Origin of the sequence: Micromonospora sp. AKA38 (genome assembly GCF_027925725.1) — a bacterium.
Classification (GTDB): domain Bacteria; phylum Actinomycetota; class Actinomycetes; order Mycobacteriales; family Micromonosporaceae; genus Micromonospora.
Window position 1 is genome coordinate 304,252 of sequence record NZ_BNEI01000002.1, and the last position, 22,242, is coordinate 326,493.

At 72.7% G+C, this 22,242-nt stretch carries 25 protein-coding genes, 1 tRNA gene and 1 pseudogene; 10 read left to right on the forward strand and 17 right to left on the reverse strand.

All coding sequences use genetic code 11. The features are described 5' to 3' along the window. Window positions 1-4 precede the first annotated feature (4 nt). The 3 genes from TPA0908_RS04880 to TPA0908_RS04890 form a co-directional block, all read right to left on the reverse strand. On the reverse strand, window positions 5-1,504 hold the full coding sequence (locus tag TPA0908_RS04880) for a hypothetical protein (protein WP_281935059.1): 1,500 nt from the start codon (window positions 1,502-1,504) through the stop codon (window positions 5-7). Window positions 1,505-1,517: 13 nt separating this feature from the next. Further along, window positions 1,518-1,898 (reverse strand): hypothetical protein, encoded by a 381-nt coding sequence (locus TPA0908_RS04885; RefSeq protein WP_281935061.1) that lies wholly within the window; start codon window positions 1,896-1,898, stop codon window positions 1,518-1,520. Between the two features lie 1,449 nt (window positions 1,899-3,347). Continuing rightward, the gene (locus TPA0908_RS04890; protein ID WP_281935062.1) at window positions 3,348-3,692 is read right to left on the reverse strand and encodes a hypothetical protein; all 345 of its coding nucleotides are present in this window, start codon (window positions 3,690-3,692) and stop codon (window positions 3,348-3,350) included. Window positions 3,693-3,919: 227 nt separating this feature from the next. On the opposite strand from TPA0908_RS04890, the gene TPA0908_RS04895 reads away from it, so the two are divergent. Both TPA0908_RS04895 and TPA0908_RS04900 read left to right on the forward strand, forming a co-directional pair. Then, a complete protein-coding gene (locus tag TPA0908_RS04895; RefSeq protein ID WP_281935063.1) occupies window positions 3,920-4,210 on the forward strand; it encodes a barstar family protein in 291 nt (96 codons plus the stop codon). A gap of 206 nt (window positions 4,211-4,416) precedes the next feature. Continuing rightward, window positions 4,417-4,734 (forward strand): annotated as a pseudogene (locus TPA0908_RS04900) (tyrosine-type recombinase/integrase); the annotation flags it as partial. A gap of 78 nt (window positions 4,735-4,812) precedes the next feature. Here the strand turns inward: TPA0908_RS04900 and TPA0908_RS04905 are convergent. Beyond that, window positions 4,813-4,884, reverse strand: a tRNA-Val gene (locus tag TPA0908_RS04905). Between the two features lie 50 nt (window positions 4,885-4,934). Further along, window positions 4,935-5,468 carry a TIGR02611 family protein gene (locus tag TPA0908_RS04910; protein WP_281935064.1) on the reverse strand — a complete coding sequence of 178 codons (534 nt, stop codon included), beginning with the start codon at window positions 5,466-5,468 and terminating at the stop codon, window positions 4,935-4,937. A gap of 273 nt (window positions 5,469-5,741) precedes the next feature. Here TPA0908_RS04910 and TPA0908_RS04915 point away from each other — a divergent pair, with 273 nt between their 5' ends. Further along, the gene (locus TPA0908_RS04915) at window positions 5,742-6,173 is read left to right on the forward strand and encodes an SsgA family sporulation/cell division regulator (RefSeq protein WP_007457244.1); all 432 of its coding nucleotides are present in this window, start codon (window positions 5,742-5,744) and stop codon (window positions 6,171-6,173) included. 76 nt (window positions 6,174-6,249) lie between these two features. Here the strand turns inward: TPA0908_RS04915 and TPA0908_RS04920 are convergent, their stop codons facing one another. Further along, window positions 6,250-7,026, reverse strand: coding sequence for a glucose 1-dehydrogenase (locus TPA0908_RS04920; protein WP_281935068.1), 777 nt, complete (start codon window positions 7,024-7,026; stop codon window positions 6,250-6,252). A gap of 161 nt (window positions 7,027-7,187) precedes the next feature. On the opposite strand from TPA0908_RS04920, the gene TPA0908_RS04925 reads away from it, so the two are divergent. Both TPA0908_RS04925 and TPA0908_RS04930 read left to right on the forward strand, forming a co-directional pair. Beyond that, the gene (locus tag TPA0908_RS04925; RefSeq protein ID WP_374709170.1) at window positions 7,188-8,102 is read left to right on the forward strand and encodes a helix-turn-helix transcriptional regulator; all 915 of its coding nucleotides are present in this window, start codon (window positions 7,188-7,190) and stop codon (window positions 8,100-8,102) included. Between the two features lie 7 nt (window positions 8,103-8,109). Continuing rightward, on the forward strand, window positions 8,110-8,565 hold the full coding sequence (locus tag TPA0908_RS04930) for an RrF2 family transcriptional regulator (protein WP_281935072.1): 456 nt from the start codon (window positions 8,110-8,112) through the stop codon (window positions 8,563-8,565). 1 nt (window position 8,566) lies between these two features. Here the strand turns inward: TPA0908_RS04930 and TPA0908_RS04935 are convergent, their stop codons facing one another. The 7 genes from TPA0908_RS04935 to TPA0908_RS04965 all read right to left on the reverse strand — a co-directional run bounded on the left by TPA0908_RS04935 (window position 8,567) and on the right by TPA0908_RS04965 (window position 14,056). After that, window positions 8,567-9,181, reverse strand: a complete 615-nt coding sequence (locus TPA0908_RS04935) for a malonic semialdehyde reductase (RefSeq protein WP_281935074.1) — start codon at window positions 9,179-9,181, stop codon at window positions 8,567-8,569. Then, window positions 9,175-9,738, reverse strand: coding sequence for a flavin reductase family protein (locus TPA0908_RS04940; protein ID WP_281935076.1), 564 nt, complete (start codon window positions 9,736-9,738; stop codon window positions 9,175-9,177). Before TPA0908_RS04940 ends, TPA0908_RS04935 begins: the two co-directional genes overlap by 7 nt. Beyond that, the gene (locus TPA0908_RS04945) at window positions 9,735-11,069 is read right to left on the reverse strand and encodes an LLM class flavin-dependent oxidoreductase (RefSeq protein WP_281935078.1); all 1,335 of its coding nucleotides are present in this window, start codon (window positions 11,067-11,069) and stop codon (window positions 9,735-9,737) included. The genes TPA0908_RS04940 and TPA0908_RS04945 overlap by 4 nt, the downstream gene beginning before the upstream one ends. A gap of 11 nt (window positions 11,070-11,080) precedes the next feature. Next, the gene (locus tag TPA0908_RS04950; RefSeq protein WP_281935079.1) at window positions 11,081-11,938 is read right to left on the reverse strand and encodes an ABC transporter permease; all 858 of its coding nucleotides are present in this window, start codon (window positions 11,936-11,938) and stop codon (window positions 11,081-11,083) included. Next, window positions 11,931-12,749 (reverse strand): ABC transporter ATP-binding protein, encoded by an 819-nt coding sequence (locus TPA0908_RS04955; RefSeq protein WP_281935080.1) that lies wholly within the window; start codon window positions 12,747-12,749, stop codon window positions 11,931-11,933. Before TPA0908_RS04955 ends, TPA0908_RS04950 begins: the two co-directional genes overlap by 8 nt. Continuing rightward, window positions 12,746-13,777 (reverse strand): ABC transporter substrate-binding protein, encoded by a 1,032-nt coding sequence (locus TPA0908_RS04960; protein WP_281935082.1) that lies wholly within the window; start codon window positions 13,775-13,777, stop codon window positions 12,746-12,748. Before TPA0908_RS04960 ends, TPA0908_RS04955 begins: the two co-directional genes overlap by 4 nt. A gap of 138 nt (window positions 13,778-13,915) precedes the next feature. Continuing rightward, window positions 13,916-14,056 carry a putative leader peptide gene (locus TPA0908_RS04965; protein ID WP_281935085.1) on the reverse strand — a complete coding sequence of 47 codons (141 nt, stop codon included), beginning with the start codon at window positions 14,054-14,056 and terminating at the stop codon, window positions 13,916-13,918. 182 nt (window positions 14,057-14,238) lie between these two features. On the opposite strand from TPA0908_RS04965, the gene TPA0908_RS04970 reads away from it, so the two are divergent. After that, complete coding sequence (locus TPA0908_RS04970; protein ID WP_064498970.1) at window positions 14,239-14,412, forward strand: DUF4236 domain-containing protein; 174 nt, start codon at window positions 14,239-14,241, stop codon at window positions 14,410-14,412. 114 nt (window positions 14,413-14,526) lie between these two features. Further along, the gene (locus TPA0908_RS04975; RefSeq protein WP_281935088.1) at window positions 14,527-15,045 is read left to right on the forward strand and encodes a potassium channel family protein; all 519 of its coding nucleotides are present in this window, start codon (window positions 14,527-14,529) and stop codon (window positions 15,043-15,045) included. Here TPA0908_RS04975 and TPA0908_RS04980 read toward each other — a convergent pair. Both TPA0908_RS04980 and TPA0908_RS04985 read right to left on the reverse strand, forming a co-directional pair. Continuing rightward, entirely contained in the window at window positions 15,011-15,910 is a 900-nt protein-coding gene (locus TPA0908_RS04980) for a hypothetical protein (protein ID WP_281935090.1), read from the reverse strand. The genes TPA0908_RS04975 and TPA0908_RS04980 overlap by 35 nt on opposite strands. Before the next feature lie 48 nt (window positions 15,911-15,958). Further along, a complete protein-coding gene (locus tag TPA0908_RS04985; protein WP_281935092.1) occupies window positions 15,959-16,480 on the reverse strand; it encodes a VOC family protein in 522 nt (173 codons plus the stop codon). 50 nt (window positions 16,481-16,530) lie between these two features. Here TPA0908_RS04985 and TPA0908_RS04990 point away from each other — a divergent pair, with 50 nt between their 5' ends. Beyond that, window positions 16,531-17,001, forward strand: a complete 471-nt coding sequence (locus TPA0908_RS04990; protein ID WP_281935094.1) for a MarR family winged helix-turn-helix transcriptional regulator — start codon at window positions 16,531-16,533, stop codon at window positions 16,999-17,001. Between the two features lie 48 nt (window positions 17,002-17,049). Continuing rightward, window positions 17,050-18,723 carry a tetratricopeptide repeat protein gene (locus tag TPA0908_RS04995; RefSeq protein WP_281935096.1) on the forward strand — a complete coding sequence of 558 codons (1,674 nt, stop codon included), beginning with the start codon at window positions 17,050-17,052 and terminating at the stop codon, window positions 18,721-18,723. A gap of 4 nt (window positions 18,724-18,727) precedes the next feature. Here TPA0908_RS04995 and TPA0908_RS05000 read toward each other — a convergent pair whose 3' ends face one another. Continuing rightward, entirely contained in the window at window positions 18,728-20,128 is a 1,401-nt protein-coding gene (locus TPA0908_RS05000) for a sensor histidine kinase (protein WP_281935098.1), read from the reverse strand. Next, complete coding sequence (locus TPA0908_RS05005) at window positions 20,125-20,781, reverse strand: response regulator transcription factor (protein ID WP_107159334.1); 657 nt, start codon at window positions 20,779-20,781, stop codon at window positions 20,125-20,127. Before TPA0908_RS05005 ends, TPA0908_RS05000 begins: the two co-directional genes overlap by 4 nt. Before the next feature lie 97 nt (window positions 20,782-20,878). On the opposite strand from TPA0908_RS05005, the gene TPA0908_RS05010 reads away from it, so the two are divergent. Then, on the forward strand, window positions 20,879-21,997 hold the full coding sequence (locus TPA0908_RS05010; RefSeq protein ID WP_281935102.1) for a LolA family protein: 1,119 nt from the start codon (window positions 20,879-20,881) through the stop codon (window positions 21,995-21,997). The last annotated feature ends 245 nt before the right edge of the window (window positions 21,998-22,242 follow it).

Consider the following 22,242-nt stretch of genomic DNA (forward strand, 5'->3'; position numbering starts at 1 on the left):
GGCGTCAGCGGGGCGGCCGACGTGGCGGCCGGCCGGACAGTCGGGCGAGGAAGTCCTGGTAGGCCTGCGCCCGGACCGCCGGTTTGGACGACAGCACGTCGGCGGATATTCCCGCGTACGCCTCGCGCTCGGTGGCGGCCTGGTACGCGCGCAGCCCGGCCTGGTAGCGCTTCTGCCGGGTGCCGGCGACCGACGCCCCGAGGTAGAGACCGGCCACCGCACACCCGAGTGTCATCAGCACCAGGAACAGGAGCGCCACCGCCTCGGTGAAGGAGGGCAGGGAACCGGCGCGGCCGATGGATTTCTCCACCATGCGGTCGTCGTGCGCGTCCAGGTAGTCGGCCGCGCCGGCTCCGAACAGGCACAGGACGACCAGCACCGCGCAGCCGCGGATCACCATGGCCCGGGGCGACGGCAGCCAGGAGCCAGGTGTACGGGGCGACGGCGCGTACGCGGCACCGAGCCGGAACGCGGCAGGTGCGAGCCGGAGCGTGGCACCCACCCCGCCGGCCAAGATCTGGGCGGTCAGGATGCCGGCGACCCGCGTGTCGTGCCAGGCCCACGCCAGCCAGGAGAGGAGCACGAGGGCGCCGGTCCACCCGGCGACGAACACCAGCGCCCGCTTGACGGCAGCCGTGCGGGCCGCCGGGCTGGTGCGGACCGCCTCCGCCCGCCGCCACTCGTCGACCTGTCGCTGCGCATCCCGGCGTGCCTCGTCGGCGCGTTGCCGCTCGGCCTCCCGCCTGTCGTGGCCCCTCTCCCATTCGGCCTTCTCGGCCTCGCGCTCGAGCTTCTCCTCCGGGCTGACGTACGGCGGCAGGTAGGTGGAGCGGCCCACCGTGCGCAGCGGGTGATGCGAGGGCAGGTCGGTGGGCGGCCTCCAGAGACCGCTCGTGCCGAGCAGCACCCGCATCCCGGCGACCAGCCGGTCCGGTAGCAGCCGTACGACACCTGACACGTTGCGCCTGTCGTCGAGCCCTTCGACGACGAGCAGCAGGCGTTCGCCGCGCCGCGCGCACGCCTCGGCCGCCTCGGTGTACCGGTTCAACAGGTGCGCCTTCCGGGTCGCCCCGGTCAGGTGGCCCGGCATGGACCTGTCGGTCAGCTCGACGAGTTGCTCCAGCACCACGTCGATGAACGCGTCGCGGTTCGTCCGTTCGCTGTGACCGGCGGGGACGAAGTACGACACCACCCGCACGCCCGGCGGCGGGTGCAGCACGAACCAGGCCAGCAGCGCGGTCATTCCGTACTCGGCGGAGGCGTCCCACCGCTGGTACGCGGGCGGTCCGCCGCCTCTGGCGAAGGCCGCGAGCTGCGCCAGTTCGTCGTCCCGGTCGAGGAGCTTCGCGGGGGCCAGGCGGCGGACCTCCGCGAGGTACGCCGACCGCACCACCGGGCCGAAGGTGTTGTACTGGATGTTGTAGTCGCCGAACTGCACGCCCCGAGCGTCGCGGGCGTCGATGTCCCGCGATCGGCGCTGCTTCGGCCGCCTGTCGTCGCCCATCCGCCTGCTCGTCTCAGGTGAAGGTGTTGTGTTGGGTGTTGGCGGTGCCGAACTGGACACCCTTGGCCCCGCGCAGGTCGACCGGCCCGACGTCGGTCCGCCCGCCGGTCGCCTCGGCGCGCGCCAGGAGGTCCCGCGCGAGGTCGAGGATCTGCTGGTCCCGGTCGAGGCCGGTGCGGGTCAGATCCTCAACGAGGCGTACCTGCCAGTCACCCGGTTGGGTGGGGTCGGCCTCCAGCGAGCGCAGCGCCGCCTGACCGTCGCGGGTCAGGCGCTGCCGCACGCGAGCGCGAAGGTTGGTGGCGGCGTCGCGCACCAGAGCACTTGTCGCGTCGGTGACTCCTGTCGTGGCACCCACCGCCAGAGCGGCGAGAAGCAGATCCGCACCGTCCATACCCACCTCCGTCTCGTCAGGTCCAAGGAGCACTGTCGAGGTCACAGACCGGCGTCCATTCTGACAGCTCACCACCACGGTGCGCGAGCGCGGCATCACCACCGGTCCCCGATGAGCTGTCGTGGACGGCCTAGCTGTACTGCCCAGGCAGGTTGGTTTGCGCGATGATCTTCGTCGTTCGTCGTAGCAGGACACTTCTGTCGTCGAGTGCCCGATCCGGCAGCGGCTGTGGAATTGTCTGCCTCATGCGGGGAGTTCCTCGATAATCAGGCGCCAGTCGCCGGCCACGAAAGCTACTCTTTGACCATCCGGCGAAATACTGGGTGAGGACGCGACACCTTCTGCCTGGTAGATCCGCCGAGACCGGCCGCTGCGCAGATCGATCTCAAGGACCTCTCCCGAGCCGTCAAAGAGGCTGCAACGACCGTTTTACTCCCTCGGGGCACTAGAACCAGGTCAGGAAGCCCGTGCACCTCCGGGCCCACCTGCTCTACGCCTCTCCCCTCCTGCGAGGTGATCGTCAAACGCCAGGCGCGCCGCTCGTCACGCACCGGCTGCTCAGGCGGAAGCTCTTTGGTGGCAAGGAAGATGATGCTTCCGTCGCCAGCGACCGCGGGTGACTTGGCCGATTTTCCGAACCAGCAGGAATATTCGTCCCAGTGCGTGAAGTAGCTGCCCACGGCATCCCCGAACGGTTCGACTTCCCAGCTGTGCGCCGTCGCTGCGGCATGGGCCGCTTGGCCCAGCCGTCGCCAGTGACCCGTTGCCGTCACAACCAACAACTGCAGAGGTTGAAGCGGAACTAAGAGCCGGTGTCCCGCCACCAGGAGGAACGCTGGTCGGTCCTTGGTCACACGCCGTCTCCAGCTGCCATCGTTGGTTGCTGGTTGACGACGTTTGACGGTGTCTTGTGCCCCCTGCATGCCCCGACCACTGGTGCGGCGTGGTTAGCTGCCGGCACCGGCATCTGATAGCGAGGGGACCGACGTGGCGTTGACCAAGAAGGGCTCTCGGCTCATAACGGTCGACGGCGTGGTCTACAGGTGGCGAGTGCGCGGACGACCCACCTACGCCCAGGCGCTCGGTGAGCGACCACTCGCCCTCGCCGTTGAGCAAGCCGACTGCAAGGGCAGCGTTCTGCTAGTCGGCACGCCCCAGGACCACCCGAGCAACTGGTTCGGCGGTCCGTCGATCCCTGTTCTTCCCTCGCAGGTCGCGGCAGTCATCCGCAAGGCACTGGGCGAGGGATGGCGGCCTAGCCAGCCGGCGACGGCCTTTCGCACTACTGCGCCCGACGAATCTCAAGCGCCTTCGACTCCTTGAACCCCAGGCAACCGACGCGGGGCGGTGACCTGCTCTTTCACAGGTTCCGAGCTGCCGGACGGGCCCTCCGGTGTCCGTGCTCGTCCGTCGATGTCCAAGCCGATCGTCACCCGGTTAGTCACTCAGCTAGATCGAGCCGTCCTCCACCTTGCTGAGGATCACGTCAACCTCACCGGAGCGGATCATCTCTCCCAGGGCCGCCACCATCGCCTCGACGCCAGGCCTTGGGACGATGACCAAGTCGGAGCACCAGAAGTACTGACCGCCGCCAGCCTCCCCGGTCTCAGTCCACCTTTGCAGGACCCGGCCGATCTCAACCGTCGTCATGAAGGTGGCGTAGCGATGGGTACCGTCAACGAGGTAGACGTGGGCATCGATGTTGTCGGCCGTCACAGGATCGTCGCCCTGGCCGGGCATGAAGCGGACACGAGCGCCCTCGACCACGCAGTCCCATCCCACCGTCTGGCTCACGGCAAGCATCATCGCAGCCTCGGACGCTCAGCTTGGGAATCGGATTGATCTATACGGTGGGTAGTTGCAGTATCAGGGAGATCGCTACCGAACGTTGACCGTCGGGCAGGTCACCTCTCCCTGTCGCCCCGTGTTGACCGCTGTGTCGCGCACGGATCAGGCACGGGCCTGACACAGACGAGACGCGCGTCGGTGGCGTAGCTGCCAGCAGGGACGGGTGAGGACACGTGCTCTTGGAGATCGACGGCCGCGAGGTGCGAACCGAAGCCGACCTTTACATACTCCTGGCTCGTGCTCTCGACTTCGGGCCGTACTACGGTGCGAATCTGGATGCTCTGTGGGACCGACTGAGCAGGGATGTTCCCCGCCCGGTCGCCGTGGTCTGGACTGACTGGCAGGCCAGCGAGAGGAGTCTCGGAGCGGAGCGATTCGGAAGGATCTGTGGCCTCCTGCGAGCCGTGGAGACCGAGGACCAAGAGGCTGGCCATGAGGAGCGGTTCACGTTCGAGCTGCGATGACGTCTTCGTCCCGAAGGAACCAACGGCCGTTGATGAACTGCGCCATCTGCAGGATGAGCTGCCGGAACGGTCCACCGGCGTCCATGGGCGTCCGGCGTTGCTCGCGCCCATCGTCACCCAGTTGGTTACCCAGCTCGGGATTCAGACGTTGAAGCGGAGCTTAGAGTCGCTGTCCCGCCACCAGCGGGGATGGAGCCGCAAGCCTGGCAGAAGCAGCCGCCGGCAAGACATGGCAAGAAACCCGCCTCGTCTTCACCATCCGCTTCGGCACACCCATCGAGCCGCGCAACTTCCAGCGCTCCTGGCAGACGAGGTGCGAGAAGGCAGGAGTCAAGCCGATCACCGTCCACGACGCCAGAAGAACCTGCGCCACCCTCCTGGCCGACCTCGACGTCCACCCCAGAGTCGCCATGCAGGTGCTCAGGCACGCCCGCTTCGCGGTAACGATGGAGATCTACACGCAGGTCACATCGACAAAGACGAGAGAAGCACTCAAGCGCCTCGGCGACTCACTCAGCCACTGACGAGAACTGCTGTACAAAGCTGCTGTACGCAAGCAGAAAGGCCACCTCCCGAAGCCGGGAAGTGGCCTTTGACCTGCGTGGGCGATACTGGGATCGAACCAGTGACCTCTTCGGTGTGAACGAAGCGCTCTCCCGCTGAGCTAATCGCCCTCAGCGCGCATGACTCTACCTGATCGACGGCCCGGACCAAAAACCGGGCCTCAGTGCGTCGCGAGGTAGTGCAGCGCCCGCGCCACCACGTCGATGCCGAGGCTGTACTTCAGCGACAGCCACACCACCACCGACACGAAGACCAGCCCGACCAGCCCGAGCACGAAGCGCACCGGCAGCGATCGGCTGGTCACCCAACGCGTCCAGGCGTTGACGTGCCGGCGGGTGAACGCGAGCAGCCGGCGGGCCCAGTGGAACTCGACCGCCCAGACGCCGAGGCCGGCGATGACCAGCAGCCAGCCGGGGCCGGGCAGCGGGATGAGCGCGATGCCGACGGTGACCACGACGGCGCCGAGGATGCCGATGAAGATCTTCAGCGCGACGCGGCCGGTGGGGTTGGCGCGGATGAGGTCGAGCGTGGTGTGCAGGCGACCTCGCCAGCCCCGCCGACGCGGTGTGGTGGGAGCGGCCGGGGAACGCCCGTCGACCGGCACTTCGTACCCCCGATTTCTGGCCGTTCGGGCCGCATCCTCCGGCGGATCGCCCGGGGCCCGCGATGCCACCGGGGTTTCCCTCGTGACCATTTCCACCCCCAGTGTCGCGCGGGACCGTCACCCCTGCTGAGGACTGGACGTTACCGGAGTAAGTCGACGACTGAACCACCCGTTGCCGGGCGGGACGACGGAGTGGGCGGAACCGGAAATCCTACTCGGGGTCTCCCGGCCCCGAAGGCTTTCCGACCCCCTTCCCACCACTGGGTGAAGTCAGCGTATGGCGGAGCGTAGCCAGGAGCAGCACCTGAGTATGGGAAAAGCGGGACACGCGCGTTCCGCAGCGGTGCCGGGGGGAGAACGTCCATGAGTGTCATCCGACCGACGACCGTAGAGGTCGAGACGTCGCTAAGGCTCGTCGCGCCTGACGCCACCGCCTTGCCGGTGCGTGCCAGTCTGCGTTACGACCCTGCTGACCCGTATGCGGTCCATGTCCTGTTCCATGCCGAGTCCGCCGGCGGCGAGGCGGTGAGCTGGTCGTTCGCACGCGAACTGCTGGTCACCGGGCTCGACGAGCCGGCCGGCATCGGTGATGTGCGGGTCTGGCCGTGGGCCACCCCGCGCGGCGACTTCGTCGCGCTGGCGCTGTCGTCCCCGGACGGCAACGCCCTGTTCGAGGTTCCGCGCAGCGTGTTGGTGCGTTTCCTGCGCCGGACCTACGTCGTCGTTCCGCGCGGCCGGGAGGCCGAGCACCTGGACGTCGACACCGCGGTGAATCGGCTGCTCGCCGGTCGCTGAGCACGACCACACCCGGGGCCGCGCGGATCTGCCGAGTCCGCGCGGCCCCGGGCCGTCTCACCCCGGGGGTACGCGGTCAGCCGCGTGTGGTGATCCCGCCGTCGACCGGGATGACCGCCCCGGTCAGGTACGCGCCGGCACGTGACGCGAGGTAGATCGCGGTGCCGGCCATGTCGTCGGGGCGGCCGATGCGGCCCAGCGGCACCTGCTGTTCGATGGCGGCGCGCGACTCCGGGTCGTCGAGCGCGAACGCCATCATCTTGCTCTCGAACGGCCCGGGCGCGATCGCGTTGACCGTGATCGCCTCGCCGGCGAGCTGGTGGGCGAGGCCGCGGGTGAGCATGTGCACGGCGGCCTTGGTGGCGGAGTAGGCGTACACCTCCATCCACGGCACCCGGAGTCCGTCGATCGAGCCGATGTTGATCACGCGGGCCGGGTCGTCGGCGCCGGCGGCGGCGCGCAGCGCCGGCAGCAGCGCGGTGGTGAGCCGGAACACGGCCTTGACGTTGACGGCCCAGAGCTTGTCGAACGCACTCTCCGGGTACTCCTCCAGCGGCGCGCCCCAGGTGGCGCCCGCGTTGTTGACCAGCACGTGGAGCCGGTCGTGGCGTTGCCGGACGGCTTCGGCCAGCGCCAGCGCGCCGGCGTCGCTGCCGAGGTCCGCCGGGATCGCCTCGCAGTGTCCCTCGGCGGAGAGTTCCTCGGCGACCGCCTCGCACACGTCGGCCTTGCGCGAGGAGATGATCACCCGGGCGCCGGCCCGCACGAATCCGCGCGCGATCATCAGCCCGATCCCCCGCGAGCCGCCGGTGACCAGGACCGTCTTGCCGTCGACCGAGAACAGATCCGTCATGCCCATCCCATCGCCGTCGCCGCCGGGCTGCGGGCCGGTCACCCGACCCGAGCCTTACCGATCGGTAACCTAACCGTCCGTGGTGCGCCCCGACAAGGCGTGCGAGCGGGACGAAACTGTCGAGATGCAACGTGCGTCCGGGCCGGTTACCGTCGGGGATGATGGTCACTACCGGTCAGCCCTCCCCGGCCACCCGCATCGGCCTCTCGGACACCCGCCTCGACACCGACGAGATCGTCACCGGCGCGCTCGACGACCTCACCGCCGCACCCGGCTGGCACCGGCCGATCCTGCTCGACCGTGACCTGCTGGTCCTGGTCACTCACGGCCACGGCACCGCCGAGCTGGACTTCCGGGCGGTGCCCTGCCGGCCCGGCACGCTGCTGCGCGCCCGGCCCGGCCAGGCGCTGCGCTGCCTCGGTCAGCAGCTCGACGCCACGGTGGTGAGCTGGGGGCCGGACGCGCTGCGCGGCCTCGACGTCGACCCGGACGCGGTGCCCGCCCACCGCCAGCTCACCGGCGAGGACGCCGACGCGGTGATCAGCGAGGTGAGTCAGCTCGCCGTGGACGCCGACCGGCACGCGCTGGTGCCCGCCGCCGCGGCGTTGCTGCGTCACCAGCTCGCCGTGCTGCTGCTGCGGCTGAGCCTGCTGCCGCGTGGCGAGGAGGGGCCACCGCCGGGCGCCGAGGCGGTGACGTTCCGGCGGCTGTGCCGCGAGGTGGAACGCGGCTACCGGCAGACCCGCCGGGTGGAGGACTACGCCGCCCAGCTCGGCTGCTCCGTGCGTACCCTGACCCGGGCCTGCCTGGCGGTGACCGGTCGCAGCGCCAAGCAGGTCATCGACGAGCGGGTGGCGTTGCAGGCCTGCCGGCTGCTGGCCGCCACCGACGACCCGATCGCCCGGATCGGCCGGCTGCTGGGTTTTCCCGAGCCGACCAACTTCGGCCGCTTCTTCACCCGGGAGGTCGGGGTGAGCCCGGGGGCGTTCCGGGCCGCCCGGGAGCAGCCGCTGCCCGTCCGTCTGGTGCGTCCGCGCCCGCCCGCCGACTCCCCCGCGCCGGCCGGCCGGGCATGATGGCAGTGTGCAGATCTCCGCGCGCGGCGACTACGCGGTCCGGGCAGCCCTGAGCCTGGCCACCGCGTACCCCACCCTGCTGTCCACCCAGGCCATCGCGGCGGAGCAGGACATGCCCCGCAAGTTCCTCGAAGCGGTCCTCGCCGACCTGCGCCGGTCCGGGATCGTCCGGGCCCAGCGCGGCGCCGAGGGCGGTTACACGCTGTCCCGACCGCCGCGCGACGTCACCATCGGGCAGGTGTTGCGCGCCGTCGACGGCCCGCTCGCCGGGGTACGCGGGCTGCGGCCCGAGGAGACGAAGTACGAGGGCGCGGCGGAGAACCTGCCCCGGCTCTGGGTCGCGGTGCGCGCCTCGGTGCGACGGGTGGTCGACGAGGTGAGCCTGGACGAGCTGGTCAGCGGCCGGCTGCCGGCGCACGTGCGCAAGCTCACCACCCAGCCGGACGCCTGGGAGCCCCGCTGATTCACAGCGTGGTGACGACCTCCTCGTACGGTAGCCGGGGCAGCCGTTCCCGCCAGGCGTCCGGGGCCGGGCGGCCGATGTTCATCAGCAGCAGCACCCGGTGCCGCCCGTCGGGGAAGAACTCGCGTTCCACGCCGGTCGCGTCGAACCCGGCCATCGGGCCGGCGGCCAGCCCGGCGGCGCGTACCCCGACCACCAGGTAGCCGATCTGGAGCGCGGCGTTGAAGCGGGCCTGCGCCTCCCGGCCGGCCGGGTCGCCGGTGAACCAGTCCCGCGCGCCGGGGCGGTGCGGGAAGAGTTCGGGCAGCCGGTCGTGCCAGTCGACGTCGGCGGCGAGCACCGCGGTCAGCGGCGCGCCGGCCGTCTTGTCCCGGTTGCCGGCGCTGACGTACGGCAGCAGCCGCGCCCGGGCCGCCGACGAGCGCAGCAGCAGCACCCGCAGCGGCTGCGCGTTCATCGCGGTGGGGCCGTTGCGGACCAGGTCGTGCACGGCCCGGACCTGCGCCTCGTCGACCGGCTCGTCGGTGAACGCGTTGGCCGTACGGGCCGCCCGGAACAGCAGGTCCTGGGCGGCCCGGTCGAGCGCGAGCAGCTCGTCGGCGGGCGCGTTCACCACGACTCGGACCAGTCCTCGATGGTGGTGGTGTAGCGGCCCCGGTGGTGCAGCAGCGGGTCGCCGTCCTCGCCGGCGCCGAGCGCGAGCGGCTCACCGAGCACGATGGTGTGGTCGCCGGCCTCGATCCGCCGGACCACCCGGCACAGCAGCACCGCCAGCGCGTCGCCGATCAGCGGCACCCCGAACGGGCCGGTGGTCCAGCCGGGGTGGGCGGTGAACCGGTCGATGCCGCTGGTGGCGAAGATCTGCGCGATCTCCTGCTGGCCGGAGGCGAGCAGGTGCACCGCCACGTGCTCGGCGTGCGCGACGGTCGGCCAGCTCGACGACGCGCGGCCGAGGCAGACCGAGACCAGCGGCGGGTCCAGTGACACCGAGGTGAACGAGGTGGCGGTGAACCCGGACGGCGGCAGCGTCGGCAGGAGCCGGTCGCCGCGCAGGCCGGGCGTGGTGACCACGGTGACCGTGGACGCCTGCCGGCGCAGCAGGCCGCGGAACGAGTCGACGTCGACCGGGCGCAGCTCGACGGTGCCGGTGCCGGGCCGGTCCACGGTGGTCACGACGCCACCAGCTCTCGGGCGGCGTGGACGCTGGCCGGCCGGGGCAGGCCGTAGTGTTCGCGCAGGGTGCGCCCGGTGTACTCGGACCGGAACAGCCCGCGCCGGCGCAGCAGGGGTACGACGTGGTCCACGAAGGCCTCCAGTCCGTGGGGTAGCAGTGGTGGCATGACGTTGAAGCCGTCGGCGGCGCCCCGGGTGAACCAGAGCTCGATCTGGTCGGCGATCTGCTCCGGGGTGCCGACCACGACGCGGTGCCCGCGCCCGCCGCCGAGCCGGCCGATGAGCTGCCGGAGGGTGAGCCGTTCCCGCCGGGCCAGGTCGACGACGAGCTGGTAGCGGCTCTGGTGGGACTGCACGGTGGTGGCGTCGGGCAGGTCCGGCAGCGGTCCGTCGAGCGGTCGACCGGTGAGGTCCAGCCCGGTCATGCCGGAGAGCTGGGCGAGCGCGTGCTCGGGCACGATCAGCGCCTCCAGTTCGTCGGCGAGGGCACGGGCCTCCCTCTCGGTACCCCCGATGACCGGTGCGATACCGGGCAGCACCTTGATCAGTTCCGGGTCGCGGCCGGCGTCGGCGGTGGCCCGTTTGAGCGCGGCGTAGAACGCCTGCCCGTCGGCGAGTGTCTGCTGGGCGGTGAAGACGGCCTCGGCGTAGCGGGCGGCGAACGCGATGCCGTCGGCGGACGAGCCGGCCTGCACCAGCAGCGGGCGGCCCTGCGGCGGGCGGGGCGTGTTGAGCGGCCCGGCCACCCGGAACCGTTCGCCGGTGTGCGCGATCTCGTGCACCCGGTCGGTGTCGGCGAAGACGCCGCCGGCGGTGTCGAGCACCAGCGCGTCGTCCTCCCAGCTGTCCCAGAGCTTGATCGCCACGTCGACGTGTTCGGCGGCGCGGCGGTACCGGTCGGCGTGAGCGGGGTGGTCGTCGAGGTTGAAGTTGCGGGCCTCGCGGGCCTGGGCGGAGGTGACGATGTTCCAGCCGGCCCGGCCGCCGCTGAGGTGGTCGAGCGAGGCGAACGCGCGGGCCAGGTTGAACGGTTCGGTGTAGGTGGTCGAGGCGGTGGCGATCAGGCCGACGCGCTCGGTGACGGTGGCCAGCGCGGCGAGCAGCGTGAGCGGCTCGAAGACGGCCTGGATGTTGTGCCGGACGGCGGGGCCGACGGCCAGCCCGTCGGCGAGGAAGACCGAGTCGAGGGTGCCCCGCTCGGCGATGCGGGCCAGCTCCTGGAAGTGGCGTACGTCGGCGAGGCGGCCGGGGTCGGTGCGTGGGTGCCGCCAGGCGGCCTCGTGGTGGCCGACGCCCATCAGGAAGGCGTTCAGGTGCAGGGTGCGGGTCATGGCGGTTCCTCTCAGGCGGTGGTGACGTCGACGCGCCAGGTGGAGAAGCGACGTTCCCCGGCGACGAGGAGCTGGTTGACCACCAGCCCGATGGCGGAGATGGTGATGATCCCGGCGTACATGTCGGGGATCGCGAAGTTGTACTGCGCGTAGTTGACGAGGTAGCCGAGCCCGGCCTTGGCGCCGACCATCTCGGCGGCGACCAGCACCAGGATCGAGTACGCCCCGGCCAGCCGGACGCCGGTGAAGATGGTCGGCACGGACGCCGGCAGGATCACCTTCTGGAACAGCCGCAGGTGGTTGAGGCCCATCGAGCGGGCCGAGCGCACCAGCAGCGGGTCGACGCCCTTCACGCCGGCGATGGTGTTCAGCAGGATCGGCCAGGAGCAGGCGTAGACCACCAGGGCGATCTTGGAGGTCTCGCCGAGGCCGAGGATGAGCACGAAGACCGGCAGCAGCGCCAGCGCGGCGGTGTTGCGGAACACCTCCAGCAGCGGGCTGAGCAGGTCCGCGAGGGGGCGGTACCAGCCGATCAGCAGGCCGAGCGGGATGGCGGTGGCCACCGCGAGGGCCAGCCCGGTGAGCGAGCGGGTGAGGCTGGCGCCGACGTGGTCGGCGAGCTGCCCGCTGCGCAGCAGCTCCCACCAGGCGAGGAGCACCTCGGAGAGCGGGGGCAGGAAGACCCGGTCGACCAGGCCGGTGCGGGGCACCACCTCCCAGATCACGGCCAGCGCCAGCAGCGCGACGCTGCGGTGCAGGGCCCGGCCGCCGAGCGCGAGCAGCCGGCCGGGCCGGGCGGGGGCGACGGCCGCCGGGGGCACGGCGGGCCGGGTCGCCGCGGCGGCGGGTCGTTCAGCGATGTCAACCAACGCGGGCCTCCTCGCGGACGGCGGACTGCGCGGCGCGTACCTCGTCGCGCAGCAGCGTCCAGATCTGGTGCCGGTGGTGCCGGAACGCGTCGGTGGAGCGGACGTCCTCGGCCGCCTCCCGATCCCCCAGTTCGATGTCGATGACCTGCTTGATCCGGCCGGGGCGCGACGTCATCACGGCGACCCGCTGGCCCAGGTGCACGGCCTCGTCGATGCCGTGCGTGATGAACACGATGGTCTTGCCGGTGGCCTGCCAGATCCGGACCAGCTCGTCCTGGAGCAGGTCGCGGGTCTGCGCGTCGAGCGCGGCGAACGGCTCGTCCATGAGCAGCACGTCCGGGTCGTACGCGAGGCTGCGGGCGATCGCGACGCGTTGCTTCATGCCGCCGGACAGTTCGTGCGGGTAGCGGTCGGCGAAGCCGGTGAGGCCGACCAGGTCGAGGTGGTACGCGACCAGGTCGGCGCGCTCGGCGCGGGGCAGGCCCTTGGCCTCCAGCCCGAACGCGACGTTGCCGGCGGCGGTGCGCCAGGGCAGCAGCGCGTACTGCTGGAAGACGATGCCCCGGTCCAGGCCGGGCCCGGTGACCGGGCGGCCGTCGACGAGCACCTGCCCGGAGGTGGGGGTGGCCAGCCCGCCGAGCAGGTCGAGCAGGGTGGACTTGCCGCAGCCGCTGGGGCCGACGACGACCAGGAACTCGCCGGGGCGTACGCCGAGGGTCACCTCGTCGAGCGCGGTGACCGCGCCGCCGCCGCCACGCCGGCCCGGGAAGACCTTGCGCACCCGGTCGAAGCGGATCTTGTCGGTGCTCATGCGCCACCGCCGGGGTTGGCGAACGCGTTGAACCGGTTGGTGTAGAGGTCGGCGGGCTTGGGACGCGGGCCCTTCAGCTCGCCGGCGTCGGCCAGCCAGTCGATCCAGGTGGCGAACTCCCGGTCGGTGATGACGCCGCCGGTCTCGGCGACGCCGCTGGACTTCCAGTAGTCGACCAGGGTGGCGTCCTCGTTGCGGCCCCGCTTGCCGATGATCTCCTTGAGTCGGGCCACCACGGTCTCCCGGGGCTGGGTGCGCGCCCACTCGATGGCCTTGCCCACACCGGTGACGAACGCGCGGACGGTGTCCGGGTTGCGGGCGATGAAGTCGTCGCGGAAGACGTAGCTGCCGGCGCTGAACGCCCCGAGCAGTTCGTAGTCGGTGAACACGGTGCGGATGCCGCCGGCCGCGACCGCCTTGTCGCGGATCACGCCGCCGAGCACCGCCACGTCGATCTGCTTGGCGCGCAGCGACTGTTCGGTGTTGACCGGTGGCAGTGCGACCAGTTCGACGCGGCCGATCTCGTCGGCGGTCAGGCCGCCCTTGGCGAGCCAGGTGCGCAGCACGGCCTCGGCGTGCGCGCCGAGCGTGTTCATGCCGACCCGCCTGCCGATCAGGTCGCGCGGGCCGCGGATCGGGCTGTCGTCGCGTACGTAGTAGCCCTGGAAGGTCTGCGCGTCGGAGCCGTAGTAGCTGACCACGGCCGTGATCGGCGCGTTGGCGGTCTGGAGTTTGACGATGGCGCCGTTGAACGCGCCGCCGAAGTCGCTCTGGCCGGTGGCGGTGGCCTGGATGTCGGCCGGGCCGCCGGTGACGTTGCCGATCCAGTCGAGTTTCACGTCGCCGAGGTAGCCGAGGTCGGCGGCGAGTTCGGGGAGCGTCACCTGACCGACCGAACCCTGGTAGCGCAGTTTCGTGGTCTGGTTGCCGGCGGCGCCGGCGTCGGTGCCGCAGCCGGTGGCGGCGGCGAGGGCGAGCAGGGCGACGGCGACGGCGAGGGCACGCCGGGGTGATCGGGTCGAGGGCATGGCGGTGTCTCCTGATCTGTCCACGATGCGGTGGAGGGGGCCCACGTGGGGGCGGAGCGCACGCCGTGCCGCGCCGGGCCACGATGCGCCGGCGACGGGAACGGACGGGCGGAGGAGGGGGAACGACGAGCGTTCGGCTCAACAGAGCGCGCTCGCGTGCCGGACCAGGTCGACGTGCACGCGAGCGGTGAGGAGAAGCTCGTCCCGCTGCGACATGCCCTCATGCTGCCGACCGTTGTCCCCGCCGGTCAACGCCCTTCCAGTCAGTGAGACTTTCATCGCTGGCTTTGTTACGACCCGTCTCCACCAGCATTTACCACCCCTTAACACCTACCCATTGGATAGAGATTGTGCCGGGCGCGACGCCCACCGTCCAGACCGGACCGGACCAGGTTTCGCGTTTCGTCGATCCGGGCATGTTCCCCCTCGCAGAGGCAGGGAGATCGAAGGAGGCACCCCCGATGGGCGTTCAGTTCCGCAAGCGCAAGAAGTACGGGCCGCTGATCCTCCACTTCACCCAGAACGGGTTCTCCTCGTGGAGCATCAAGATCGGCCGTTGGTCCTGGAACTCGAACACCCGCGCCCACCGCGTGGACCTTCCGGGGCCGCTCTCCTGGAAGCAGGACAAGGCCTGATCCCGGGCGAGGAACTCCGGGGAGATCCGGTGCCGACGGTCCGTCGGCACCGGATTTCGTCGTCCGGTCCGGTGTTCCGCCGCCACGACCCGGTCCGAGGCGGACAATCGCGACATGGTGGACCTGACCCTGCGGCGGATGCGGCGGCGGGCGGTGGCGGCCTGCGCGCTGATGCTGGTCGGCTACTTCCTGGTGCCGGTCGAGGCGGACCCGAACGGGTGGCGACTGGCACTGCGCTCGGTCGCCACGGTGCTGCTGGTGGCGGCGGTCGCGTTCCTGGTCACCGGCCAGGTCCGCCGTCAGCTCACCCGCGACCAGCCGACCGGCGACGCGGAGGACCGCGCGCTCACCCGGCTCGCGATCGCGTTGATCGCCGGGCTGCTGGTCTTCGCGCTCGCCGACTACGTGGTGGCGAACACCCGCCCCGGTGAGTTCGTCGGGCTGCGCACCCGCGTCGACGCGCTCTACTTCGCGTTGGCCACGCTCACCACGATCGGCTACGGCGACGTGCACGCGCAGGGCCAGATCGCCCGGGTGGCGGTCTGCGCCCAGATGGTGTTCAGCATCGGCGTGGTGGCCACCGGCGCGTCGGTGGTGGTCAGGCAGATGACCCAGCGGTCGGGACGGCGCTGACCACCACGTCGCCGCCGAGCCGGCCGGGCTCCGGGTCACGGGTCACCGCGCCGGCGGTGAGCAGCGAGGTGAGCGCGCGGTTGGCGTCGGCGGCCCGGTAGACCGTGGCGGTGGCCGCGAACCGGCGCAGCTCGGTCACCGTACGCGGGCCGGAACGGGCCAGCTCGGCCAGCAGCTCGCGGCGCAGCGGGCCGGGCTCCGGGTCGAGCGTGATGTCCAGCAGCCGCCCCGCCGGGTCGGCCGGGTCGCGGTAGCGCACGCCGGCGTACTCGTCGACGGCCCAGAGCGCGTCCTTCATCGTCTCCAGGCCGCGGTCGGAGCCGGTGGCGTAGCCGAGCAGTCGGGCCGGCCCGTCCTCGGGCACCAGCTCGACCTCGGTGACCAGCGGGAAACCGGCAGCGGTGAGCGCCGGCCGCAGCGACCGGCCGGGCGCGGTGACCAGCAGCAGCTCGGCCGGGCGGCCGGACGCCACGGCGGTCAGCAGCGCCGGGTCGGGCGTGCCGCCGTCGACCACGGCCAGCAGCGGTGCGCCGGCCGCGCCGGCCGCCTTGAGCGCCACCGGCAGCCGGTCCGGCCGGCAGGGCACCAGGTGCACGGCGACGTCGGCCGGCAGGGTGGCCTCGACCGCGCCGAGCCGCGCCGGCAGCTCCGCGTCGCCGTCGGCGAGCACCAGCACGGTCAGCCGCCGCCCGCGCAGCCGGTCGGCGAACTCGGCCACCACACGCAGCGCCGCCTCCGCGCCACCGGCCTCTCCCCCGGCGTACGCCAGGGCGAGCGTGGCCCGCCGCGCCCGGTGCAGCGCGGCGGGGAGCCAGTGGTCGAGCTGGCGGACGAGCAGCTCGCGCAGGACGGCGTCGGTCGACATGGTGCCGTTTCTACCGCACCCGACCACGTGCCCGGCCGGGAACCCCGGTCAGGCCGGGACGGAGACGCCCACGCCGCCCCGGGTCTGGCCGCCGTAGCGTTGCCGCTCGCGGTCGAGGTCGAGCCGACCGATCCGCTTGCGGGCGGCGAGCGCCGCGTCGTCCAGCAGGTTCGCCGGGACGATCCAGACGATCTCGAACTCCAGCCCGTCCGGGTCGCGGCCGTAGAGGCTCTTGGTGGTGCCGTGGTCGGACGCGCCGACCAGCGCGCCGGCGGCGGCCAGCCGTTCGGCGGTGGCGGCCAGCTCGTCGAGCGTGTCCAGCTCCCAGGCGAGGTGGTAGAGGCCGACGGTGCCCCGGCCGGCCGGGGACGGCCCGGCCGCCGCGCCGACCTCGAACAGCCCGAGGTCGTGGTCGTTGGTGGAGTCGGGCGCCTGGAGGAAGGCGGCGCCGCGGAAGCCGTCCGGCGTCATCGGGACCCGGCGGAAGCCCAGCACGTCGCGGTAGAAGGCGACGCTGCGCTCCAGGTCACTGACGTAGAGGACGGCGTGGTTGAGCCGGTGGATTCCCATGTCCTCGACGGTACCGCGTTTTGGTTGAGCGTTCAACCACTGGCGCTATGATGGGCGTCATGACCCGGTGGCTGGACCCCGACGAGCAGCGGACCTGGCGGGCCTTCCTCGCCGCCTCCCGCGCGCTGATGGACACGCTCGACCGCGAACTGCAACGCGACGCCGGCATGCCGCACGCGTACTACGAGATCCTGGTCCGACTCTCCGAGGCCCCCGGCCGGCGGCTGCGGATGAGCGAGCTGGCCGACGCCACCGGCTCCTCGCGCAGCCGGCTCTCGCACGCCGCCGCCCGGCTGGAGGCCGCCGGCTGGATCCGCCGGGAGGACTGCCCCACCGACCGGCGCGGCCAGCTCGCCGTGCTCACCGACGACGGCTTCGCCACGCTGACCGCCGCCGCGCCCGGCCACGTCGAGGGCGTACGCCGGCACCTGTTCGACGCGCTCAGCCCGGCCCAGGTCGACCAGCTCCGCCGGATCAGCGAGACGCTCGCCGACCACTTGACCCAATCGGCACCAAACTGATCCACTCCGGGGGTTGTACTTACCGTCGCCGGATGAGCACGATGGGGCGTGTCCTCCGGCTTCGCTGACCTGACCGTCCAGGCGCACCATCTGGTGTCCGAAGGCGACCTCGACGGCGCGCAACGGCTGCTCGCCGACGCGCTCAGCGACGCCGACCCGCGTCCCGGCAACGCCTCCCCCGAGCTGGCCGAGGCGGCCGGCCTCCAGGCGCGGCTGCTCGTCGCGCTCGGCGAACCGCACTCCGCGCGCGGCTGGGCCGCGTTCGCGTACGCGGCGACGACCCGCCTGTTCGGCCGCTCCGACGAGCGCACCGTCACCGCCGCCGCGACGCTGGCCGCGGTGCTGCACCGGGTCGGCAGCGACGCCCGCGCCGCGCGGCTCTACTCCGACGTCATCATCGAGCTGACCGCCCGCGACGGGCCCGAGTCGCAGCGGGTGCTCGCCGCGCACGCCGACCTGGCCACCGTGGAGTACGCCCGCGGCCAGTGCGAGGTGGCCCGCGACCGCCTCGCCGACGCCTGGGAGCTGCACCGCGAGGTCTACGGCGACGACCACCCCAGCGGCATCAAGATGCTGGCCAAGCTCGGCGCGATGGAACGCGACTGCGGCCGGTACGCCGAGGCGCACGAGCACCTGGCGCTCGCCGAGGACCTGTGCCGCCAGCACCTCGCCGTGGACGACCCGCTCGCCGTCCAGGTGGCCGGTCTGGCCCGGGCCGCCGCCGACCCGGACCATGTCTGCGCCGCGCCCGAACCACAGGCGCCCACGACGCCGGTGGTGCCCGCCGCCCGGGTCGCCCCGCCCGTCGAGGGTCCACCCGACCTGCCGCCCTACACCCCGCCCGCGCTCGACGAGCCGGTGCGCACGCCGCTCTACCACCCGCCGGGCCGGGCCACCGACGCCGGGCACGTGCCCACCCCCCGCACCGCGCCCGAGGCCGACGCCGAGTCGTTCGACGACTACCCGTGGCCGCCGGAGCACGAGCAGCCCTGGCGACCGGACGAGCCGGCCGACCCGCGCCGACAGCCGGCCGACCAGCCCTGGGAGGTCAGCGAGCCGGCCGACCAGCCCTGGCGGGTCGGCGAGCCGGCCGAGCAGCCCTGGCCGCAGAGTGAGGACGCGGTGCCGCCGACCGTGGTCGGGCTCGCCGCCGACGCGCCGCCCGGCGTACGCCGGGTGCCGCCGGCCCCGGAGCCGTCGTCGCGCTACCTGCCGGTGCACGTGCCCCGGCCACCCGCCACGCCCCGGCGCGAACGGCCCTGGCTGCCGCTGGCGGTGCTCGGCGTGGTGGTGGCGCTGCTGCTGGGCACCATCGCGGTGATCGCCGGCGTGTCCCGGGTGGACGGTGACCGCGACACCCCGGCCGCCCCGTCGGGCGGGCCACCGTCGAGCGGGCCGCCGCCGACCTCCGCACGGCCCACCGCCAGCGCCCGGCCGGCCGCCTCCCCGGGCACCCCACCGGGCCGGTTCGCGCTCACCGACCGACGTGACAGCATCGTGCTGAGCTGGACGTACCCGGCCGGCGCGGAAGGGCCGGTGGTGGTCGCCGGAGGCCGCGCCGGCCAGCCGCAGCACACCTTCGCGACGCTGCCCGCCGGCTCCGGCGACTACATCGCCTACGGGCTCGACCGCACCACCGACTACTGCTTCACCGTGGCGCTGGTCTGGTCCACCGACACGGTGGCCCGCGCCGCCCCGGTCTGCACCAAGCGACGCCGCTGACCGGTCACTCCGGGTCCGGCTCGGCCAGCGCGGGCAGCCGTACCGTCGCCCGCAGCCCCGGCGCGGCGGTGCCCGGCGTCGCGTCCGCCAGCTCCACCGTGCCGCCGGCCCGGCGCACCAACTCCCGCACGATCGCCAGGCCGAGGCCCGCGCCGCCGGCGTCGCGGGCCCGCGCGTCGTCCAGCCGGGTGAACCGGGCGAACACCCGCTCCCGATCCGCCGCCGGGACGCCCGGCCCGTCGTCGGTCACCGTGACCAGGTGGTACGCGCCCTCCGGCCCGGCGACCGCCAGCCGCACCTCGGCGGACGCGTGCCGGATCGCGTTCTCCACCAGGTTGACCAGCACCCGGCGCAGCTCCCCCGGGTCCCCCTCGGTCCACCACGCCCCGGCCGGCACCGCCAGCCGCACCGGCGGCGACGGGTAGCGGGCCGCCACCGCACGCAGCAACTCACCCAGTTCCACCGGACCCACCGCCGCCGGCCGCGCGGGGCGCGCGTCGTCCTCGTCGAGGCGGGCCAGCAGCAGCAGGTCGTCGACGAGGCGGCTCAGCCGCTCGGTGTCGGCGAGCAGGTCGTCCGCGACCGCCGGCCAGTCGGTGCCGTCCCCGAGCCGGCGGGCCACCTCCAGCTCGGTCCGCATGTTCGTCAGCGGGCTACGCAGCTCGTGCGCGGCGTCGGCCACGAACGCCCGCTGCCGGTCCCGGGACGCGGCCAGCCGGTCCAGCATGTCGTTGAGCGTGACCGCGAGCCGGTGGATCTCGTCCTGCCCGGCCGGCACCGGCAGCCGCTCCGTCCCGGCCCGCCCGGTGATCTCGGCGGCGCCGCTGCGCAGCTCCTCCACCGGGCGCAGCGTCGCGCCCACCACCCGCCAGGCCACCACCGCCAGGCCCGCCACCAGCAGCGGGAAGCCGACCAGCAGCAGGTTGCGCACCACGTGCAGGCTGTGTCGCACGTCGGACAGCGACTTGGCCACCAGCACCGTACGCGGCTCGGCCGGGGTGCCGGCCGGCACCGTCACCACCCGGACCGGCCCGGACAGGCCGACCCGCTGCCCGTCCACCACCAGCCGCTGCCGCTGCCCGGGCCGCAGCTCGTCGGGGCCGAGCATCGGCACCAACCGGTCCGCGTCGATCGAGGCGGCCCGGATCCGGCCCTGCGCGTCCACCACCTGCACGCGCAACTGGCCGCCGGCCACCGGCAGCGGGTCCGGCAGCGCGTCCTCGGCGGTGAGCAACGCGACCGCGTCCGCGGTCCGCAACGCCTCCGCGTCGACCGAGCGTTGCAGCGTCCAGCCGAGCGCGCCGAGCAGCAGCGCGCCACCGAGCGCGAACCCGAGCGCCAGCCCGAGCACGCCCAACGCGAGCAGCCGGGCCCGCAGCCCGAGCCGGCGCAGGGGGCGGATCACGTGGCCAGCCGGTAGCCGGCGCCACGGACCGTCTCCAACCGCTCCCGGCCGATCTTGCGGCGCAGGTAGCCGACATAGACCTCCACCGCGTTCGGGGCGGTGTCCACCGAGGCGTCCCAGACGTGGTCCAGCAGCTCGGTCTTGGACACCACCTCGCCGGGGCGGCGCATCAGGTAGTCGAGCAGCGCGTACTCGCGGCTGGTCAGCGCCACCTCGGCGTCGGCCCGGGTGACCCGCCGCCGGGCCGGGTCCAGCCGCAGGTCACCGACCGTGAGCACGGCCGGCCGTCGGGGTGCGCCCCGGCGCAGCAGCGCCCGCAGCCGGGCCAGCAGCACCACGTACGAGAAGGGCTTGGTGAGGTAGTCGTCGGCGCCGCAGTCCAGGCCGTCGGCCTGGTCGTACTCGCCGTCCTTGGCGGACAGCATCAGCACCGGCAACCAGCGCTGCTCGGCGCGCAACCGGCGCACCACCTCGTAGCCGGAGAGGCCGGGCAGCATCACGTCGAGGATCATCGCGTCGTAGTCGCCGTGCCGGGCCGCGTCCAGCCCGGCCGGGCCGGTGGCCGCCACGTCCACCACGAAACCCTCCGCCGACAGGCCCCGACGCAACGCCGCGGCGAGCCGCGTCTCGTCCTCCACCACCAGCAACCGCACCGGTCCAGGGTGCCACCACCGGGTGACCCGTAGGGGATCGGCTCAGCGTCCTCACAGCGAGGATCCCGCAGCATGGAGCGCAAGGAGGTGCACACTGATGTCTGTGATGAAGAACCGCGCCGTGCTGCGCTGGCTGGTCCCGGTGACCGCGGGGGTCGCCGTGATCGGGGGCGGCGCCGCCGTCGGCACGTTCGCCGCCGGCGCCGACCCGGCCCTGCCACCGCGCAGCGCCGCCCAACTGCTCGACGACCTGCGGACGTCCCGCCTGGACGGGCTCTCCGGCACCGTCGTGCAGCGCGCCGACCTGGGCCTGCCGCCGATCGCCGCGCTCGCCGGCCAGGCCAGCGGCAACCAGCTCGCCGGCCTGGTCTCCGGCACGCACACGCTGCGCGTCTGGTACGGCGGCGAGGACCGGCAGCGGCTCGCCCTGGTCGACACGCTCGGCGAGCAGGACGTGCTGCGCAACGGCCGCGACGTCTGGACCTGGAACAGCCGGGAGAACACCGCCGTCCACCGGAAGCTGCCGGCCGACGGCAAGGACCTGCCGTCCGCGCCGGCCACCCCGGCCGACGCCGCCCAGCAGGCGCTGGCCGCGATCGACCCGACCACCGCGGTCACCGTCGGCCGGTCCGCCACCGTGGCCGGGCGGGACGCGTACGAGCTGGTGCTCACGCCGCGCGACAAGGCGTCGCTGGTGCACCAGGTGCGCATCGCGCTGGACGCGAAGGAGCACGTGCCGCTGCGCTTCGAGGTGCTCGCCGACGGTCAGGACGAGCCGGCGTTCGAGGTGGCGTTCACCCAGGTCGACTTCCGCACCCCGGACGCCGACCAGTTCCGGTTCAACCCGCCGCCCGGGGTGAAGGTCACCGAGGAGACGGCCGAGGCGCGTCCCGGCCCGGCCACCGACCGGAAGCCCGGCGCGGCGGACGCTAAGCGGCCGGACGTGCGTACCGTCGGCACCGGCTGGACCACGGTGGTGGTCGCCACGCTCGGCGACCCGGCCGGGCTCGACGGCGCGGCCAAGGCCGGCGGCTCGGGCGCGCCGGACGCCGACATGCTGGCGAAGGTGCTCGGTGACCTGCCGAAGGTCAGCGGCGACTGGGGCAGCGGGCGGCTGCTGAGCGGCAAGCTGTTCAGCGTGCTGCTCACCGACGACGGCCGGGTGGTGGCCGGTCTGGTCACGCCGGAGCGGCTCTACCAGGCCGCGAAGGGCTGATCGAACGTCGGGCTCGGGGCCCGGTCGGCGTGCGCCGGCCGGGCCCCGAGCCGTGTCCGGGCTTGGTCGAATGGCGGGCGACGCGCTATCTTTCTCAGTTCAGGCACAAAAAAGGAATGGCTTATGAATGCCATTCCTGCGGCAATTTTAGTCAATGAGGAGCCCGCTTGTCAACGCACTCCGACGTGTCGGGTGAGCTGCACCAGGACGACGACGAGATCGGTCGCGAGCAGGAGTACGTCTCG